Annotated in this window: 17 protein-coding genes and 1 CRISPR repeat array; of the genes, 15 read left to right on the top strand and 2 right to left on the bottom strand. The window is 48.8% G+C overall.

The features are described 5' to 3' along the window. Positions 1-194: 194 nt before the first annotated feature. Positions 195-980 (bottom strand): thioredoxin domain-containing protein, encoded by a 786-nt coding sequence (locus OZX57_RS05570; RefSeq protein WP_277162952.1) that lies wholly within the window; start codon positions 978-980, stop codon positions 195-197. Positions 981-1,543: 563 nt separating this feature from the next. On the opposite strand from OZX57_RS05570, the gene OZX57_RS05565 reads away from it, so the two are divergent. From OZX57_RS05565 to cas2, 11 genes are all read left to right on the top strand, one after another. Beyond that, positions 1,544-1,783 (top strand): hypothetical protein, encoded by a 240-nt coding sequence (locus OZX57_RS05565; protein WP_277161747.1) that lies wholly within the window; start codon positions 1,544-1,546, stop codon positions 1,781-1,783. 82 nt (positions 1,784-1,865) lie between these two features. After that, complete coding sequence (locus tag OZX57_RS05560; RefSeq protein WP_277161746.1) at positions 1,866-2,105, top strand: type II toxin-antitoxin system Phd/YefM family antitoxin; 240 nt, start codon at positions 1,866-1,868, stop codon at positions 2,103-2,105. A gap of 371 nt (positions 2,106-2,476) precedes the next feature. Further along, a complete protein-coding gene (gene cas3 / locus OZX57_RS05555) occupies positions 2,477-4,933 on the top strand; it encodes a CRISPR-associated helicase Cas3' (protein WP_277161745.1) in 2,457 nt (818 codons plus the stop codon). Further along, on the top strand, positions 4,911-5,642 hold the full coding sequence (gene cas5c, locus OZX57_RS05550; protein ID WP_277161744.1) for a type I-C CRISPR-associated protein Cas5c: 732 nt from the start codon (positions 4,911-4,913) through the stop codon (positions 5,640-5,642). The genes cas3 and cas5c overlap by 23 nt, the downstream gene beginning before the upstream one ends. Continuing rightward, positions 5,639-6,727 (top strand): type I-C CRISPR-associated protein Cas8c/Csd1, encoded by a 1,089-nt coding sequence (locus OZX57_RS05545; RefSeq protein ID WP_277161743.1) that lies wholly within the window; start codon positions 5,639-5,641, stop codon positions 6,725-6,727. Before cas5c ends, OZX57_RS05545 begins: the two co-directional genes overlap by 4 nt. Further along, complete coding sequence (locus tag OZX57_RS05540) at positions 6,691-6,960, top strand: type I-C CRISPR-associated protein Cas8c/Csd1 (protein WP_277161742.1); 270 nt, start codon at positions 6,691-6,693, stop codon at positions 6,958-6,960. The genes OZX57_RS05545 and OZX57_RS05540 overlap by 37 nt, the downstream gene beginning before the upstream one ends. A gap of 2 nt (positions 6,961-6,962) precedes the next feature. Further along, positions 6,963-7,550, top strand: a complete 588-nt coding sequence (locus tag OZX57_RS05535; protein WP_277161741.1) for a type I-C CRISPR-associated protein Cas8c/Csd1 — start codon at positions 6,963-6,965, stop codon at positions 7,548-7,550. After that, positions 7,550-8,395 (top strand): type I-C CRISPR-associated protein Cas7/Csd2, encoded by an 846-nt coding sequence (gene cas7c, locus OZX57_RS05530; protein WP_277162951.1) that lies wholly within the window; start codon positions 7,550-7,552, stop codon positions 8,393-8,395. Before OZX57_RS05535 ends, cas7c begins: the two co-directional genes overlap by 1 nt. A 45-nt stretch (positions 8,396-8,440) precedes the next feature. Then, positions 8,441-9,148, top strand: coding sequence for a CRISPR-associated protein Cas4 (gene cas4 / locus OZX57_RS05525; RefSeq protein ID WP_277161740.1), 708 nt, complete (start codon positions 8,441-8,443; stop codon positions 9,146-9,148). A gap of 11 nt (positions 9,149-9,159) precedes the next feature. Beyond that, positions 9,160-10,191: a type I-C CRISPR-associated endonuclease Cas1c gene (cas1c, locus tag OZX57_RS05520; RefSeq protein WP_277161739.1), complete on the top strand. Its 1,032-nt coding sequence runs from the start codon at positions 9,160-9,162 to the stop codon at positions 10,189-10,191. A gap of 58 nt (positions 10,192-10,249) precedes the next feature. Continuing rightward, positions 10,250-10,543: a CRISPR-associated endonuclease Cas2 gene (gene cas2 / locus OZX57_RS05515; protein WP_277161738.1), complete on the top strand. Its 294-nt coding sequence runs from the start codon at positions 10,250-10,252 to the stop codon at positions 10,541-10,543. 209 nt (positions 10,544-10,752) lie between these two features. Further along, a CRISPR array of direct repeats spans positions 10,753-13,088; the repeat unit is 32 nt; unit sequence GTCGCTCCCTTCGCGGGAGCGTGGATTGAAAT. A gap of 147 nt (positions 13,089-13,235) precedes the next feature. Here cas2 and OZX57_RS05510 read toward each other — a convergent pair. Then, positions 13,236-13,430 (bottom strand): hypothetical protein, encoded by a 195-nt coding sequence (locus tag OZX57_RS05510; protein WP_277161737.1) that lies wholly within the window; start codon positions 13,428-13,430, stop codon positions 13,236-13,238. Positions 13,431-13,667: 237 nt separating this feature from the next. Here OZX57_RS05510 and OZX57_RS05505 point away from each other — a divergent pair, with 237 nt between their 5' ends. The 4 genes from OZX57_RS05505 to alr all read left to right on the top strand — a co-directional run bounded on the left by OZX57_RS05505 (position 13,668) and on the right by alr (position 18,261). Further along, positions 13,668-15,236, top strand: a complete 1,569-nt coding sequence (locus OZX57_RS05505; RefSeq protein ID WP_277161736.1) for a DUF1524 domain-containing protein — start codon at positions 13,668-13,670, stop codon at positions 15,234-15,236. Between the two features lie 172 nt (positions 15,237-15,408). Further along, positions 15,409-15,909 carry an S-ribosylhomocysteine lyase gene (locus OZX57_RS05500; RefSeq protein WP_277161735.1) on the top strand — a complete coding sequence of 167 codons (501 nt, stop codon included), beginning with the start codon at positions 15,409-15,411 and terminating at the stop codon, positions 15,907-15,909. Between the two features lie 366 nt (positions 15,910-16,275). Next, positions 16,276-16,812: an N-acetyltransferase gene (locus OZX57_RS05495; RefSeq protein ID WP_277161734.1), complete on the top strand. Its 537-nt coding sequence runs from the start codon at positions 16,276-16,278 to the stop codon at positions 16,810-16,812. Positions 16,813-16,902: 90 nt separating this feature from the next. Next, on the top strand, positions 16,903-18,261 hold the full coding sequence (gene alr / locus OZX57_RS05490) for an alanine racemase (protein WP_277161733.1): 1,359 nt from the start codon (positions 16,903-16,905) through the stop codon (positions 18,259-18,261). Positions 18,262-18,305: the final 44 nt, after the last annotated feature.

Genomic DNA, 18,305 nt, shown 5'->3' with positions numbered 1-18,305 from the left:
TTGCTTATTAAAAGGGCCGTTGCAAACTGATTTGCAACGGCCCTTTTAATTTCGGACTCAACTAAACATTGAATATGCTGTGAGTGATGAGTCGGCAGTGGGGGAGGCAAGGACGATGTGCCCGACCTCTTGTGAACCGGTTTGATTGGCTAGTCTGTTTTGTTGACAAGGATTCCGGCATCAATCTTCGGTGGTCACAAATATTGTTTTGCCATCGCCCTGACTTGCCCATGCGCACCAATCGACGGCATGACCTGGGGGTTGCCAACGTCTTGCTGGCGCAGACCAATGACCTGAACCAGTGCAGGCGAGACGTTCTCTAGCTTCTGCATTGCCCGGTATTTCCACATGGTGCCGTTAATGGCGATGGTCGGTGACGAGAAACGATGTTCGCCATGTACGTCGACAAACAGGTCTTTGCGAAGCAGAGTGTATTTCGTGGCCTTCTGAACGTAATCCGTGTAGGTACCGTTCGTAGCTGCTGAGGCCACTTGCTTGCTCACTCCGGCCTTTATGGCCAGGTCGGTCAACTGTCGGTCGGTGATGTCTTTGCCGTTCTTTGAGCTCGGCATGAAGTTATCGGCATACATCGCCATGGTGAAATCGAGTAGTTTGTCCGGTTCGTGGGAAGAGATATAAGCGGCAACGCCTGCAGCTCGGGTGGAGTAGTGGTTCTTCGTTTTGGCGTCGAGGAAATTGACTGGGTGCAGATACAGGTTGATCTGTCTCGCATCGGCCAGTTTCTTCAGCGTGAGGGAGAGGACGCGGTCGAGATCCGCGCAGTCGGGGCAGAAGTAATCGACGTACAGGTCGACGCTGGGCGCATCGGGATTGAACTCGCCGGCTTTAAAAGTCGGCAGGCCGCCTTGCTTGGTCATGTCTGCTGGCTTCTGCGTCAGTTCCTGCAGCTGTTGGTAAGCACGATCTTCCGCATGCTGCTTGTCCCAATACGCATACCCCACAACCGCCACAATGACCACGACCAACACGGCCGCGATGATCGCGAAGATAGTGAGCGTGTGGTGCTTTTGCTTCGTATCAGCTGAATGAGGAAAACTTTTGTTTGTTTCACCATAATAATGAGTTTGTGAGTTATCGTTTATCGCAATGTTTGGTCGTTGAACGTTGTTTTCATTTCCGTTGTTTGCCATATTGCGTTTCTCCCTGATTCTTTATAACTGTCCTCCAACGCTTTCTTCTGATATTTTACTATTCTTTGCTGCGAGATATTATCGGTTGCTCATCAATAAAGAAATCAGTTAAATAAATGAAGTATCAATGTTGAGGTTTTAATAACCGTGAAGATTAACTGGTTCTATTAGCAACATGTATTGTATTGATTGCTATTTTATATAGGAATGAAATCTTGATTTTTTTGACATCTTCCTAAAACTGATTTGATTATTTTGATTTTGGATTGATAATCTTCCAAAGAGATGGGCTGTAAGCAACGGAGAGGTGTCAAAATGGGTAAATGGCAAGTTAAATATTTAAATGAGGCAAAGGTTGACATTAAAAACTTGGTGAACCACGTGCAAGCCATGTGCGTAAAGCAATTCATAAGGTTTCCGATAACCCTTTACCGTTCACTGAAGGTGGATATGGTAAGCCTTTAGGGCATAAAAGAAATAACGATTTAACTGGCTTATTGAAAGTGAAATTAAGAGGCGACGGGATAAGAATCGTTTATTCCCTCGAACGAGTTAATGAAACGATGACTGTTGTGATTGTAGGTGTACGAGATGATGAAACCGTTTATAGAGAAGCGGCAAAGCGATTATAATGATTGATACTACTGATTTGAATTATGTTTTAAATTTAAATAACATATATTACATGGATTATAATTGTAAGAAAGAGGTATTATGGGAACTGTTACTCTTTTGAATAATTTGGTTTCGGTCAGCGATTTTAACCACGGTAAGGCGAGTCAGACGTTCAAACGTGTACAGGATGATAACCCGGTTGTTGTTTTGAAAAATAATAAACCGACAGCGGTTATTGTAAGTCCAGATGATTATCGTCGGCTGAACGAGGCTGAAGAGAATTTCGTGCTGTATCAAGAAGCACTGGAACGATTAAAAACGATGATGGCAAGCGTCTAACTGAAGAGGAAGTGTTTGGTGGAGAGTCTGAAGCGGATGACGGGTATGAACCTGAGTTTGAATAGGACTCTGGGATTAGGGCTGATTTATGGGCATGATGGACGAATAAACCAATATCTTGTGATAAGACTTACTGTTTTAGTGCTGTATTCAAGAAAGAATTGGTGAATAAGCTCATCTTGTTGCGCTGCAATAATTATTGTGGCGCAACAAGAATGTTCTTAATCATGCATTAATTTCAATCCACATCATTGCTGATGACGTTTTAAAGTATACAGTCATGTTTCAAATAAATTATTTTTCTATTCTAATGAATGATTAAATAAAAACGTGATATACTTATTCAAAAGAAACGCAAAGGAGCGGCCAGAATGAAAGCTTTACTTGCACATATTAATGATGAACATACTCGTGAGCAGACGTTGCAAGAACATTTATTACATACTGCTACATTTTCTAAGAAATTCGAAAACCGGTTTGGAAATATCGCTTTTTTGGCGGGATGTCTGCATGATATAGGCAAGGCGACCAATCGTTTTCAAAGTTATTTGCTCAATGGAGACGCCAATCGCGGTGATGTGATTCATTCGTTGCAAGGTGCATTCGTCAGTGCTGGATTCCCGATTTCAGATGAATTTGAGATGTTGACACAAGAGGTGTTGGAGGGAGCCATTGCGAAGCATCACGGCGATTTGCCTGATTATCTCAGTCCAGATGGTTACAGTACCTTTTTTGATTCAGTGAACAGTGACCGGCAAAGCGATGAAAAGTATCATTTCGATGAGGTGAAGAAAAATCTTACAGGAATGAAATTGGATTTGTCTGATTACTTCAATACCGCAGCATTGGATTCCAAAAATTTTGTGGAAGGTTTGATGAACGACGGCTATCAGGGTGCACAACGGCAGGGTTCATTTAATTTCGCCTTGGGGCTATATACGAAATATGTTTATTCGAGACTGATCGATGCCGATCGGTTAGATACTGCACAATTCAGCGAGGGGGCGAAAAGACAGCAGCGGGAAGTTGATTGGGATGCTTTGATTTCACGATTTGAATCTCATCTGAAAGATTTTGACAACACGTCTCTGGTCAATCGCATCAGAACCAGTATTTCGCAGCAATGTCTTGATGCATGCGATAGGCCTACCGGAATTTATCGTCTGTCTGTTCCGACAGGAGGTGGCAAAACGTTGGCTTCATTCCGCTTTGCCCTGCATCACGCTCAGAAGACTGTTAAGAGGCGCATTATTTATGTTATTCCGTATCTATCTATCACTGAACAGACTTCACGCGATTTGCGAAAATTCCTAGATTTATCGGCGGACGATGACACCTTGCTCGAACATTATTCAAGTGCCGTCAATGAGTTTGACGATATGAAAATACCCGAGCAGATGCGCGATGAGTTGCAGAGAAAGCGTCAGGAGGCTGCGCAACGCTGGGACAACCCCATAATAGTGACGACCATGGTGCAGTTTCTTGAAACGGTTATGTCCTCACATGGTACTGATTTGCGGAAATTCCATAACATGGCCGACAGCGTGATTATTTTCGATGAAATACAGTCGTTGCCAATCAACACAATCCATCTGTTTGATGAAGTTGTCAGTTTCCTCTCAAAGGTGCTGAACACGACGGTTTTATTGTGTACGGCAACCCAGCCTCCACTGGAAAAAACACAGAGGAAGAATCTTCTGATTTCGGACAATCCTGATTTGATTGCCGAATCAGAAGGCTACCAAGAACAATTGCGTAGAACGAATATCATTGCGACCGCAGAAGAAATAAGCATCGAGGCGCTCGCCGACAGGATTCTTGAACTGGCGATGACAGAAGGTAGTTGTCTGGCAATTGTCAATCTTAAATCAGAGGCGCGCAGAATATACCAGATGATTGCGAATGATGATCGGTTCAAACAATGTAACGTCATCCATTTAAGTACTTCGATGTGTGGTCGTCACAGACGAGATCAAATCAGTCATATGGAAACCCTGCTTAAACCCCTGAATGAGACAATTAGGGACAAACGTGTGTATACAGGTAAGCCCGTTATCTGCATCAGTACGCAGCTCATTGAGGCTGGCGTCGATGTGTCTTTTTCCAGTGTCGTGCGCGCGATGGCTGGTCTGGACAGCATTATGCAGGCAGCCGGGCGATGCAATCGAAGCGGTGAATCCGAGACCCCGAAAAATGTGTACGTCTATCCAATCGCAAATGAGAGAGGACTAAGCAGACTCAAGGACATTGAGTTGGGCAAATCCATTACTCTGGGCCTGATGCATGACTATCCGGATGCGGATTTGCAATCAAAGGAGATGTTGGATGCGTTTTACCAAGAATATTTTCATGAATGTGATAAGGGCGGAAGAATGGATTACCCTATGGCAAATGATAGGACAGCCTATGAGTTGTTATCTGTAAATGAGACGGCGCGAGAATCGTATATGGATCATATTGACAATCGAGGTTATGCGCACTGTCTCGCTCAGTCGTTTAAGACGGTAAGCGATAACTTCCATGTAATATCGAATGTCGCAAGGAATGTTGTGGTCCATTATGGAGACAGTGATATTTGGGTTGATTGTTTGCGAAACGGCGATGCCAAACAAAGAGTAAAGGCTCTAAGGAAGTTACAGGATTATTCTGTATCTCTGTTTGATTATGAAGTTCAAAAACTGATGAGCCACCACGCTTTGGAATGTATCGATAAGGATTTCGACGTGTGGCAGCTTAATGAGGTTTATTATAAGGATGACTACGGTGTGGTAACTGAGACGGAGATGCCCCTTTTGATGTTTGACAATGAAACAGGATGTGCAATATGAAAAATATCGTAATTCCATAGAATTTGAGGTGTTCGGACCTTATGCGTTGTTTTCTGAAGTGGCAACGCGTGTAGGAGGTGAGAAATTCTCCTATCAGATTCCCACGTACCAGGCACTTAAAGGCATCACCGAAAGCGTTTACTGGAAGCCGACGTTTATTTGGTATGTGGATGCCGTCCGGGTCGTCAACCGAATTCAGACCGAAAGCAAAGGCATTCGTCCCATAAAATATACACAAGGTGGCAACGATCTTTCGTACTATACATACCTGAAGGATGTACGTTACCAAGTACTCGCCCACTTCGAGTGGAACAAGCAACGAGAAGATTTGGCAGCTGACCGGGATGAAAACAAACATCATAACATCGCTAAAAGATCGGTGAATCTTGGTGGTAGAAGAGATGTCTTTCTTGGGACGCGCGAGTGTCAAGGGTATGTCGAACCTTGTGAATTCGGTTCAGGCGGAGGTTTCTATGATGATTATGGCGAGATGGACATGGGGTACACCTTCCATTCCTTCATTTATCCAGATGAAAACGATCAGCATGATTTCATCGCTCAGTTCTGGCGTCCTGTGATGCACAATGGGGTTATAGAATTTCCGCAACCTGGTTCGCGGGAACTTGACTCGAATCTTATTCGGGAAAATCGACATATTCGTCAATTTGTGCCTGGTAACAATGTCAATTTGGGCGAGGAGGAGTCATGAGTCTGTGGTCCAATTTGTTAAAAACTTACGATGGGATTGAGTCCAGCACAGGCATCGTGCCTTTTGATGAAGAAGGTAATCCGCAAGTCAAAAAAGCTCTGTTGCCTTTGTTCCATATGACGTTTCCAACCAAGCTGCAGATATCGCTCGATGCCGCAGGTAATTGTATTGGCGTTACAAGAGATGCCCAGGATGTCACGATTATTGCACCCTGTACGGAGTCTTCCATGGGGCGTGCTGGAAAAGACCCAGCTCCGCATCCGCTGTGTGATCAATTGCAATATATTGATAGTACATTCGATAAGAAGAAATTCAGTCAGTATATGGGACAATTGGGTGATTGGAAAGGCGGCAATGTCAAACTTAATGCGATATTTGCCTATCTGAGTCAGCACAGTCTCATTTCCGATGCATGTGATCACGGTATTTACGAGCGCAATGAAGATGGAAGCGTCGCCTTGCCAAAAGGTGAGGAGAAAGCCGGAGTTCGTTTTTCCGTAAGGGATCTTGACAGTTCTGAAAGCAACGTCTGGGAGGATAAAACATTATGGCAGCGTTGGATAGCGTATGAAACTGGAGATAAACCAGCCAAGGGTCGGGATTCATTGGGAGGCATTTTCCGCTCACAGGCAGCCAATTATCCCAAGAACATTGTCGGTACTGCGGGCAACGCTAAGCTTGTTTCGGCAAATGACAACAGTAATTTCACGTTCAGAGGACGATTCTCTTCACAAGCTGAAGCTAGTAGAATCGATTCGATAACATCGCAAAAAGCGCATGCTGCCTTGAAATGGCTGGTAAATAATAACGGCACTATAACCGATAAACAAGCAATAGTGATATGGGCGGTAGGGCAGAGGCGGCGTATTCCTTTGCCTTTCGGGAATTCCTATGTCGTCGAACAAGCGACCGAAGCGTATTTGACGGATACAGAAATCCTTAGCCGGGCAAAATCGAACACAGACACTGATTATGCAAGAAAATTTGGAGCATTGGTCCGTGGCTTCGGTTCTGCTGAGCAAGTGAAAAACATCCAAGAACTGTCGTCGTGTCCATATTCGATTCGGCCACTACGGGCAGGCTAAGTCTTACCTATTATCAAGAGCTGCTAGAAGATCAGTATTTTGAATCGATAAATCGTTGGCATGAAGATTCGTCTTGGCCGTTGGTGCGTTTTGATATGTCGTCCGCAGAAGGCTCGCGTACAAGTTCTGCGTCTAGCAAGCCTATAGAGTATTTTGGTGCTCCATCATATTTGGACATTGTCAATTGCGTATATGGACCAGGTGAAAAAGTGGTAACTCCTATAGTAGCTTGAAAATGAAAGTTGAGAAACAGCTGATTCAATCGATGTTCAGCAACTCAAGTCTGCCCAGAGGGTTGGCGCTTTCTGCGTTTAATAACGTTATTCGACCTGCCAGCTATGAAAAGGAAAACCAGTGGAAACGCGACCTTGAAATTACCTGCAGTATTTGGAAGAGCATTTATATACAAAACGGGAAGGGAATAACTATGGAGTTGGATGAACAACGCCAGGACAGAGATTATCTGTATGGCAGACTGCTCGCACTTGCAGATCATTTGGAAAGGGGAGTGCTTTGGAAGCAGAACGCTGATAGGCCGACTACGGCGGTGAAACTGATGACGAATTTTGCAGCTAAGCCTTATACGACTTGGGGAAATATCATGCTTCAGCTTGCCCCCTATATAAAATCGCTCAATGGTAGTCAATGGTTCCAGAATGATATTGATGAAGTGATGGCCTTATTCAAAAACAACGAATATGAGGATAATCATCCGTTGACGCCACTGTATCTGATGGGGTATTCGCAAGAGCGCAGAAAACTGCAAAAGAAAAAACAGCGGAAACAAAAATCGATAAAAGTGGAACTAGCTAAGGAGAAATGATGGAAACTTTACAGAACAAGATTGATTTCGTTGTGGTTTTAGGTGTCGATAACGCCAACCCTAATGGTGATCCATTGGGAGGGAATCGGCCAAGAACCACCTCCGATGGCCTTGGAGAGATTTCCGACGTGGCCATCAAACGTAAGATTCGCAACCGTGAGCAAGACGAGGGCGAGAATATTTTTGTCCGGATGCAAGAAAGGTCTGATGACGGAGCCAAGTCTCTTTCCGACCGTTTGAACAAATTCCTTAAAGGGCTTCCGAAGGAAGATCAGAAGAACAGAGATGTTGTATTCAACAAAGTGTGTCAAGAATGGTTTGATGTAAGGTCATTCGGACAGGTTTTTGCTTTCAAAAAAGGTACAGGTGTTGAGGCTGTTTCTATCGGTGTTCGTGGACCGGTGTCCATACAATCTGCTTTTTCCCTTGAGCCGGTTGCCGTTGACAGCGTGCAAATTACCAAATCGGTGAATAGTGAGACAACCGATGACGGTAAGAAATCTAGTGACACTATGGGTACCAAATACCGAATTTCCGGTAAAGCCGTTTATGTTACTAAAGGAAGTATCAGTCCACAGCTCTCTGAAAAGACTGGATTCTCTCAAGAAGATGCCGAAAAGATTAAGGATGCTCTACTCACCCTCTTTGTCAATGATGAAAGCTCTGCACGTCCGGCAGGGTCTATGGAGGTGTTGAAAGTCGTCTGGTTCACCCACAACTGCAAAGCCGGGCAATATTCTTCTGCAAAAGTTCATCGTTCTGTTCATATTGATGATGGTGGTAATGTGTCCGTCGATGCTACTGAAATTCCGGGATTGAAGTATGAAATCCTCGATGGGCAGTGAGGTCATGTTGGTCGTAACGTTTTTGAGTTTAGACAAAGACGAATTATGAACTCCAAGTTTCCAACATACCGAGAATTGTTGAACGGGTCGGCCGATTATCCTGAGGGCGATTGGCTGGCCCTTTCGGGCATTCAACATTATGCCTTCTGCAAGAGGCAATGGGCGTTGATTCATATCGAGCAGCTTTGGCAGGAAAATGCGCGTACAACAGCAGGGCAGCTGGAACATGAACGTGTGGATGACTACAGCCAGTCCGAAACGCGAGGGAATCTATTGATTTTGCGTAGTCTAAGAGTGTTTTCAAGGAAGTTGGGAATCACGGGAATTTGCGATGTGGTTGAGTTTCACCGTGATGATAATGGTGTCGAACTTCACGGCCGTGATGGGGAATGGTCGCCATATCCGATTGAATACAAACACGGCCACGCCAAAGTGCGGGATGAGGACAGACTCCAACTCTGTGCTGAAGCGATGTGCCTGGAGGAGATGCTTGCATGCGAGATTCCGAATGCGGCGTTGTTCTATCGGGAGACAAAACGTCGGGAAATCGTTGAGCTGGATGATAATTTGCGTGACACTGTGGTCAGTCTGACTCAACAGATGCATGATCTCTATCGTCGGGGATGCACACCAAAAGTGAAACGAACAAAATCTTGTAATGCATGCTCGTTGAAGGATTTATGTTTGCCGGAATTGAGCAAAACCATGTCGGCAAAAGAATATATCAAAGAGAATATTGCGGTTGATAGATGAAGGGAGAAACTGTGAGACAATTACTCAATACTTTATTTGTGCTTAGTGAAGGTGCCTATCTGTCGTTGAAAGACGACAATGTTGTCGTCCAAAATAAAGACAAGCGTTTGGCTTCAATCCCTTTGCGCTCTATTGAAGGAATAGTATCTTTTAGCTACAAAGGCGCATCTCCGGCATTGATGGGTAAATGTGCTGAGTTTGGTGTCTCGATTGCGTTCTTCTCACCACACGGACATTACTATTGTTCAATTCTTGGCGAGAAGAATCGCAATGTGTTGTTACGCAGAGAGCAGTTCAGGGTAGCCGATGACGAAAGCCGTAGTTTGCCTGTCGCTAAGTCATTTATTCTTGGCAAAGTTTTTAATTGCCGTTGGGTTTTGGAAAGAACCAAGCGTGACCATGCTATGCGTGTTAATGTGGAGAGAATTTCGGCTCAAAGTGCTGCGCTAAAGTGTGCGCTAGGGGAAGTGGAGAATTGTTCCTCAGTAGATGAGCTTCGTGGAATAGAAGGGAATGCGGCTAAGGACTATTTTGCTGCATATGATGATTTGATTCTTCGTTCAAAAGATGATTTCTATTTTGAGGGGCGGAGCCGTCGACCACCGATGGATCGGATGAATGCGCTGATGTCTTTTGTGTACACGCTTTTGACCGGTGATTGTACTGCGGCATTGCAAGGTGTTGGCCTTGATCCTTATGTGGGATTTATGCATGTTGATAGGCCTGGCCGCGCTTCTTTAGCATTGGATTTAATGGAGGAGTTCCGGCCGGTTGTAGCTGATAGATTCGTGCTTAGTTTGGTCAATACAGGAGCAATTAAACGGAAGGATTTCGAAGAACGTGAGAATGACGGGATTTTCCTTAATGAGAAGGGTAGAAAAACTGTTTTAGCGTCGTGGCAGAAACGTAAACAGGAGCAAATGACTCACCCATTTCTTAATGAAAAGATACCTTGGGGTCTCGTGCCTTATGTGCAGGCGCTGCTCTTGGTGCGGGCATTACGAGGAGATTTGGATGCATATCCGCCACTGCTGTGGAAGTGATAGGCCAAATGGAAGTCGTTAATTTCCGTGAGCTTCATCGCTAGAAGTGTGAGAAAACATGATGGTCGTCGTTGCTTATGATGTGAATACAGAAACTCCTCAAGGGCGTAGTCGTTTGAGAAGGGTTGCGAAAGTTTGTACGAAATATGGACAGAGAGTACAGAACAACAGCGTTTTCGAATGTACTGTTACACCTTCGGATTTATTGGTTTTAAAACATGGTTTGACCGAAATCATTGACACGGATTGTGATAGCCTTCGTTTTTACAATCTTGGTGCCAAATATTCAAATCGCATTGAACATATCGGTGTTCAAAGGCATTTGCCTAATGATGAAGTCATGATGGTTTAGTGCGAAGGGTAAGGACTCATAGTTTATGTATGAGGTTCGCACCAATTGATTTGATAAATTTTCAAGATTTTGAGTTTTCTCTTCATCTTTGATGGTCATTTGATAACTTAAAAGTGATTTTTTGTTTTGAAGATAATTTTATCTTTCATTTGGCTCGGCATTTGCTATTATGATGTTCGTATAGTGGAATTATTGATTCCATCACTGCTGTCGCTCCCTTCGCGGGAGCGTGGATTGAAATTCAGGGTCATTGTGCAAGCCCTTGAAGGTTATGAGTCGCTCCCTTCGCGGGAGCGTGGATTGAAATTTAGTGTCGATTACACTGGCCAAATCCTCAGCCGGTCGCTCCCTTCGCGGGAGCGTGGATTGAAATACGGATACGCCGTTGGTCGGCAAGCTCGTTAAGGTCGCTCCCTTCGCGGGAGCGTGGATTGAAATCAGCTATCCGCGCCCAACGTATTGCCTTTACTGGTCGCTCCCTTCGCGGGAGCGTGGATTGAAATTCGCCGAGCGGCTCGACCGCGGCCCATCCGTCGTGTCGCTCCCTTCGCGGGAGCGTGGATTGAAATCTCTTTCCTGTGTCATGCGGTCTCGTAGGCGAGGTCGCTCCCTTCGCGGGAGCGTGGATTGAAATAATAACCATCCAATACGCTGACGATGCCGAATTTGTCGCTCCCTTCGCGGGAGCGTGGATTGAAATAACCAGGTGGCCGACCATACTGCTCCGATTTTCCGTCGCTCCCTTCGCGGGAGCGTGGATTGAAATAACCAGGTGGCCGACCATACTGCTCCGATTTTCCGTCGCTCCCTTCGCGGGAGCGTGGATTGAAATTCCTTGGATTTGTTCGATGATTTTCTTGATTTCCGTCGCTCCCTTCGCGGGAGCGTGGATTGAAATTCCCGACCATCCGCAAGACAGGCGGCTACGGCAGGTCGCTCCCTTCGCGGGAGCGTGGATTGAAATAATATCAGACAAGGCGCAGGTGGAACCCTTGATGGTCGCTCCCCTCGCGGGAGCGTGGATTGAAATACCGCACGGAAAATCATGTCATGGAACATTGCATGTCGCTCCCTTCGCGGGAGCGTGGATTGAAATATGGCAGTGGGTGGCAGACAAGATTGGGAATATGGTCGCTCCCTTCGCGGGAGCGTGGATTGAAATACTTGATGATATTGGCGGTGAATGATGATTGGTGTCGCTCCCTTCGCGGGAGCGTGGATTGAAATAGGAACTCGCCGGAGTTTCTGAACTCGCTGCCGAGTCGCTCCCTTCGCGGGAGCGTGGATTGAAATCATTTGGCCGTGGCCGCGTTGCCGGCGGCCACGAGTCGCTCCCTTCGCGGGAGCGTGGATTGAAATGTTTTTGGAGGTGTCCGCCATGGGGCAGCGCGGGTCGCTCCCTTCGCGGGAGCGTGGATTGAAATAAAACCGTCATCGACATGCTCGCCCAACAGGTAAGTCGCTCCCTTCGCGGGAGCGTGGATTGAAATGATAGCCAAGACGTGAAGCTTTGCCATGCCTTGCGTCGCTCCCTTCGCGGGAGCGTGGATTGAAATTTGGCTATCTTGCTCAATCGGTCAATGTACGCATGTCGCTCCCTTCGCGGGAGCGTGGATTGAAATTGGCTGAAGGCCGCGCAACGTGCCATCCGCCGGTGTCGCTCCCTTCGCGGGAGCGTGGATTGAAATACGCTCGCCCATGAGATCGGCCATTACGTCCAGGTCGCTCCCTTCGCGGGAGCGTGGATTGAAATCACTCGCTAATGGTCTTTCTGCGCACCTTTAAACGTCGCTCCCTTCGCGGGAGCGTGGATTGAAATATATGGCCCCACCTCAGTATGCCGGCCATCAGATGTCGCTCCCTTCGCGGGAGCGTGGATTGAAATTGGTCCGGGGCGAGCGGGTGTTTGGCGCCCTGCTGGTCGCTCCCTTCGCGGGAGCGTGGATTGAAATTGCCATGCTGCATCATCTCCATAGAACTTGTTGAGTCGCTCCCTTCGCGGGAGCGTGGATTGAAATAACAAAGGATCCGCACGATCGAGAAGAACCGTGTTGGTCGCTCCCTTCGCGGGAGCGTGGATTGAAATCCCTCTCAATACGAGCACGCCGATGAGAAACCAGTCGCTCCCTTCGCGGGAGCGTGGATTGAAATGCCGGTTCGTGCAACCCCGGCCACGGATGGCTGGTCGCTCCCTTCGCGGGAGCGTGGATTGAAATCTTGATCACACGGCCGTGACCATGTGGGAGTCGCGTCGCTCCCTTCGCGGGAGCGTGGATTGAAATGACTCGGCGCGGAGTGCGGGTTGAGGCGTGCTGAAGTCGCTCTCTTCGCGGAGGCGTGGATTGAAATGAGTATTTGCGTATGGTGCAGGTGATGTTTTTGAGTCGCTCCCTTCGCGGGAGCGTGGATTGAGATCAGGACATGCTCAGGGACGGCAAGCTTACCCATCGTCGCTCTCTTCGCGGGGGCGTGGATTGAAATACCCCCAAGATCCTCGTCGCCGGCAAGTGTCTGTCGCACCCTTCGTAGGGCACGGATTGGAATCGGACGCTTCTGGAGGCGCGTGGCGGGAGAAGAAGCGTTACTTCCTTCGCGGGAATAAGTGGCAACGTTTTGCGGGCCGGGTGGAGTAGTGATTCTTCGTCTTGGTGTCGAGGGGATTGACTATACGGGTTAATCTGTAGTGAGTCGGTCACTTCAGTGTAGGTGCGATGGCGTGGTCGAGAGTTGCGCAGTCGGGGCAGAAGTAATTGACATGCGGGTCGACGCTGGGTGCATCCGGGTTGAACTCGCTGGCCTTGAAGGCCGGCAGCCCGCCTTGCGTGATTGCGTCCTTCGGCTTTTGCTTCAGCCCACCGATAACTTGCTGGTAAGTGTGTTCTTCCATATGAGTTTGTCCCAATGTGCATATCCACCACCGGCACGATAATCGTGAAGATGTGTGTGGCGGCTCTGTTCTTCTTATACTCGGTGCCATTTTGCGGTTTAGAGTGAAAATTTCCGTACGTCAATCGTTGACGTAGTACATGGAAGACAATGCTCGTCGGGTTGAGCGTTTATCGTTATACGACGCTATTCCAATAAAATAACGCAAATTGTAATAACGATTGCAGAAGGGGATTAAATGAAGATAAAAACTGGGATTGTGAGCAGCGTTGTTGCCGTTGCTCTTGCTTTTGGGTTTTATGCTGTTCCTGCAATGGGTGACACCGCATCATCCCAGACGGATCCGAATGAGGAAATTGCTGCTGACACACAGGCAAGCACGGCGCTTAATGAGTTACGTGTCGTTGCCAAAGATGATCGTGGTGACTACAACCGAGGAAAAGATTTCGCAAAAAGCTGGGCTAGTAAAGATGGCTGCAACACGCGCAACAGCATTCTGAAGAGAGATTTGACCGGAGAAACGGTCACAGGCAAATGCCATGTTCAGGGTGGAACCATGGTCGAGCCGTATTCCGGCAAAACCGTTACCTTTATTGCCGGTAGCAGCAAGCCGTACGTTATGAGCAATCTTGATATCGAGCATAGTGTGGCAACAGGGGACGCGTGGAAATCAGGTGCTCGTTCATGGAGTGCGGCCAATCGACGATCCTACTATAACGATCCTTATATTCTCTTTGCCGCTGATCATTTAGGCAATATTGACCATGGTGATATGGCCGCAGACCAGTGGCAGCCAACAGACTGGAGTCGCAAAACCGACAAGGCCGGTCAGCTTAATGGCATCAGCATGGATTACTCATATGATTGCGAATTCGTTACTCGACAGATTGCGGTGAAACACAAATGGAATCTGACTGTCAGTTCCACTGAAAAACAAGCTATGCAGCAGACGCTTGATACGTGTCCTGCGAGTAAGACCATTATTCCCACCGATCAATTGGATGAAGTAAAGCCTGACGGCACTGAACGTGGAGCTTCACAGACGCCTTCGCAGCCTTCGTCTCCGTCTCAGCCGGGCAGCCCGTCTACTCCGTCGCAGCCGAGTAATCCCACCACTCCGCCTTCACAGCCGACGAATCCCGTAACTTCGCCGTCTCAGCCCTCGTCTCCGTCTCAGCCAAGCAGCCCGACTACTCCACCTTCGCAACCTGGTGATCCTACTGCTTCGCCTTCACAGCCGACCAGTCCTGTGACTTCGCCTTCTCATCCGGCGGAGTCGACGGGTTCATCGGGACAACCCAGTAATCCGGTCTCTGAGCCTTCTCAGCCTGCAAAACCGAATGTGCCTTCATCGTCTGAAGGTTCGGTGACGGTTCCGTCCCCGCCAAGTAATGCGTTGGCTTCGCCGTCTCAGCCAGTCAGCCCGGCTACTCCGCCTTCGCAGCCAGTGAGCTCGGCAAATTCGTCGTCGCATCTAGGTGGCCCAGTGGCGGTTCCTTCTCAAGTGAGCAATTCGACGAGTCAACCATCCCAAGCGAGTAATTCATCGCAGTCTAGTGAAATCAGTGCCGCTGAAGGACACCATGGCGTTGAGCAAAATCAAGGTCATCAAGATGCAGCATCTTTGACTCCTGCAGATCCCTCTTCCAGTAAAGCGTCTAAAACTTCCGGCCAAGCAACATCTGATGATGGTACTTCGCTCGCAAAAACTGGCTCTGATGTCAGGGGAATAGCAATAATAGCGGTGGTTGCCCTACTGATTGCAGGTTTGTTGATCATCGTGCGGATGCGTGCGAGTCGAAACTAGTTGTTTTCAGTATCGATAGCGTATTGCTATTCTATTGGCTCGATTACATACGATAAGTAAATATTGATAAAATCTATACAGGAATCGTATTGAATACGCGCTTTTGTGTAGGAAAGCAGGTATTCGCGCGCTACACTGAAATCCTAAGGTAAATATTAACGAAAGAGGCAACATGACTGAAGAAGTCAATTCGGAAAACAAGCCGGAACCGGAGAGCTTTAAGCTCGATCACACCAAGGTGAAGGCGCCGTATGTGCGCTTTATCGACACCGAGACGGGCGAGAAGGGTGACGTGATCTCCAATTACGATTTGCGCCTGGTGCAGCCTAACGAGAACGCTATACCGACCGGCGGTCTACACACCATCGAGCACACTATCGCGGTGCTACTGCGCGAGCGCATCCCGGGCTACATCGACTGCTCGCCGTTCGGCTGCCGCACCGGTTTCCACCTGCTGACTTGGGGCGAGCACAGCACCGAGGACGTGGCGAAGGCGCTCAAGGAATCGCTCGAGTTCATCGCATACAAGGCAACCTGGGACGACGTACCGGCCACAGACATCACGAGCTGCGGCAACTATCGTGACCACAGCCTCTTCACCGCCAAGGAATGGTGCAAGAAGATTCTCGATGAGGGCATCAGCTCCGATCCATACGTCCGCAAGGTGGTCTGATTTCGTCAACGTCCTGACCTCGGTTTGAGGTTTGTGAGTAATCGGAATTTGAAATGCAAGAAGTACCGGCAAATATTCTGCCGGTGCCTCTTGCATTTTGTTTATTCCGTTTTGCTGTTTGGGGTTTGTGGGCAACGATGGTGCTTTGCAAAGCTGCCGATGTGTGCCTGGGGTGTCCAATGAAAATCAGGATTAAAGAAATCTGTCAGTATTCGGCGATGAAGCCATAAGTGATGTGACAACTTGTATAGGTCATTTCAGTGCTTTTCTTTGAAGGCGATACTTTGTTCTCTGGAACATCTCTATGTTAGGCTTTCGTTCGGCATTCGTAGTGGTTGATGATGTATGAAAAGGGCAGGCAATTTCATGAGCGAGCAACAGTCAGGCGAACACATCCGTAAGGCGACACAGGCGGATTTCGAAGCGATTCAGCACAACTTCGAGCGGGCGCGCAAACTTATGGCGCAAAATGGCAATCCGACGCAGTGGGGCACGACGTGGCCTCCGGCCGAGCTCGTTCAACAGGACATCGACGGCGGCAATGCTTTTGTTTTGGTGGATAACGAAGGCGAGAACGGTGCGGAGCGCATTCTTGCGCAGTTCGCGATGTTCACCGGATTGGAGCCGACCTATGCCGAAATCGAAGGTGAGTGGCTTAACGATGACGAATACGCCACGATGCATCGTCTTGCGGCTTCAGGACTCAAGCTGCATAGTGCCAAAACCTGCCTTGACTGGGCAGTCAAGACGTATGGCAATGTCCGTTGTGACACCCATCCGAACAACAAAGCCATGCAGCATGTGTTCGAGAGTGATGGGTTCCAACGTTGCGGGCTGATTCATGTCATGAACATCACCGACAAGCCTGACGTGCGCATCGCCTATCAGCGCCGTGATCGCTGAGGCTGTCCCGCGACTCGCTGAATTTGCCGGTTGTGTAGCTGTTTTGCCACGCTTATTGCGTTCGTTACTTACGCGCGACACAATAAGAACATGACATTGAATGCATTGGAACCATGGCCGTTTTCCTCCACCCTTGGCAAGGCGAACTATACCGCAGCGTTGCGGCGTTACCCAGGGCAGGCCATCGTTGATTTGAAGGTGATGCGCGACAATATGCGCCACATGGTCGAGGTCGTCGGCGGGCCGAAGTCCGGCACGGCTGTGATGGGCGTGGTGAAGGCCGACGGTTATGGGCACGGGCTCATTCCCTCCGCGCTGGCGGCGCTCGCGGGCGGTGCGACGTGGCTGGGAACCGCACAGCCGCGTGAGGCGTTGCTGCTACGCATGGCGGGTATCGATTCGAGCCGTTGCCACATTCTCACGTGGATGTACAACGGGCGCAACGCCCCGCTAGTCGAGCTCATCGCCAGCGACATCGACATTTCGGTCGGTTCGCTTGACGGCATCGACGCCGTGGCCGCTGCCGCGCGCAAGCTCAATATGCCGGCGCGAGTGCATATCAAGGTCGACACTGGTTTCGGGCGCAACGGCTTCACCACAGAGGGGTTCCAAGCTGCGCTCGACAAGCTGGTACCGCTGGCCAAGGAAGGTGTGCTCGACATCGTGGGGCAGTGGAGTCACTTCTCTGTGGCCGACGCGCCCGATGTTCCTGAATTCGTAGAGGTGACGGATCAGCAACTCGAAAACTTCAAAGAATTTACTGCACGCATGGAGAAGGCCGGCATTCCGCCGCGCATCCGTCATATCGCCAACACTGCGGCCACGTTCTCGCGTCCGGAGGCACGCTTCGAGCTGACACGTCCGGGTATCGGGCTTTACGGCTACGAGGCCGATCCGGCAATGGGTACGTCGTCGCAGTATGGCCTGAAGCCGGCGATGACGTTGCAGGCCCAGCTTGCCACGGTCAAAAGCGTTGAGGCCGGTCACGGCATTTCCTACGGACGCACCTACATCACAGACGAGGCGACCAGTACTGCCATCGTGCCGCTGGGCTATGCCGACGGCATCCACCGTTCCGCCTCAGGTTTCGACGAGTCCGGAGCGAAACATACGCGTAAACCGGGCGGTCCGGTGCGTGTGATGACCAATGAGGGGCCCAGGCTGATGCGGGTCTCCGGACGCGTGTGCATGGACCAGTTCATCCTCGACCTGCATGGCGATTCCGAGAAACTTGGCGTGCATGAAGGCGATACGGTCGAGCTGTTCGGGCCGGGGCGTGGCGAGGACTACGCGGAACCAACAGCCGACGATTGGGCGCGCGCCGCCGACACCATCAGCTACGAGATTTTCACTTGCCTACGTACTCGTATCCCTCGGCTTTACCTGCATGCAGCCGAGGTGCTCGAGCCGCAAGACATGAGCAAACTCAATTCCAAGACCTTGCTCTGATTCATAGTGCTGTAGCGATAATGGATGAATGATGTATTCATCGG

This window comes from Bifidobacterium sp. ESL0682 (genome assembly GCF_029392815.1).
Taxonomy (GTDB): Bacteria; Actinomycetota; Actinomycetes; order Actinomycetales; family Bifidobacteriaceae; genus Bifidobacterium.
Note: the sequence above shows the minus strand (reverse complement) of the source record. Positions and strands in the feature narration are given on the sequence as shown.